The organism is Streptomyces sp. NPDC058964, from assembly GCF_042741275.1.
GTDB lineage: Bacteria > Actinomycetota > Actinomycetes > Streptomycetales > Streptomycetaceae > Streptomyces.
Genome location: NZ_JBHYKH010000638.1, coordinates 1 through 983 on the forward strand (window position 1 = coordinate 1; position 983 = coordinate 983).

General features: G+C 74.0%; 1 protein-coding gene. It reads right to left on the bottom strand.

The genetic code is table 11. The annotated features are described in order from the left end of the window. Nucleotides 1–87: 87 nt before the first annotated feature. Nucleotides 88–983, bottom strand: an 896-nt coding sequence (locus ACFW2E_RS41990; protein WP_384475976.1) for a serine hydrolase domain-containing protein, incomplete at its 5' end; no start/stop codon positions are given.

Sequence of the window (983 nt, forward strand, 5' to 3'; positions counted from 1 at the left end):
TTTAATCCCGCCTGGCCCGGCCCCCGTGGGCCGGGGGATGGGGCGCCCCCCCCCGCCCCCGGGCGGGGGGCCACGAGGGGCGCGTGTTCAGCCGGTCTTCGGCGTGGCGCGACCACCGAAGTGGATGTAGCGGGAGCCGTCGCCCAGGGTGTACAGGACGACGGGCGTCCACGCGGCGAAGTCCTGTTCCCGGGTGACGAAGAGGCCGGCGTCCGGATCGACGGCGGTCAGCGGCATCCGGTGCGGTGACTCCTCGAGGCCCGCCAGCCCCTCGTTGGGGGTCACGGTGAGTTCCGGCGCGCCGTCCTCGCCCGGGGCGAGGTCAATTCGCACGCCGTGCCGCTCGTAGCTCCCGTACCAGTCGGCGAGACCCACGGGGATGCGCTCGGCGGGCGGCTGCGGCGGTCCGGGCACGCGCAGCCCGGCGGTATCGGGGAGTATCTCGTTCGCGACCGTCTGGAAAAGCTCCCGGGTGCGTCCGCCGTTGGTGAGCAGGACGATGACGACGTCCCGGTCGGGGATGACGCGCAGGAAGGCGCTCTGGCCGATGGTGCCGCCGTCGTGGCCGTAAAGCATCCGGCCCTCCCAGGTCGGCAGGAACCAGCCCAGGCCCCAGTGGTCGGCGATGGTCCAGCGGTCCGGCACCGCCACCTGCGGCTCGCGCATCATTTGTGCGGAGGTGGCGGACAGCACACGGGTGCCGTCCGCGGCGGCGCCGTCGGCGAGGTGCATACGGGCGAAGGCGACGAGGTCCTCGGCGGTGGCCACGACGATGCCCGCCGGACCAGCCGAGCGTGGGATGTCCCAGCGCGGCGCGGGCCGCGGCCAGTCGTGGGCTCCGCCGTCCGGCACAGGCAGGTGCCCCATGGCCGCCCGGAAGCGCAGCACGTCCTCGGGCAGGGTGAAGGTGCGGTCCATGCCCAGGGGGGCGAGGAGACGCTCGCGCAGGACGGTGTCCCACAGCGTGCCGGTGAGCACCTCGA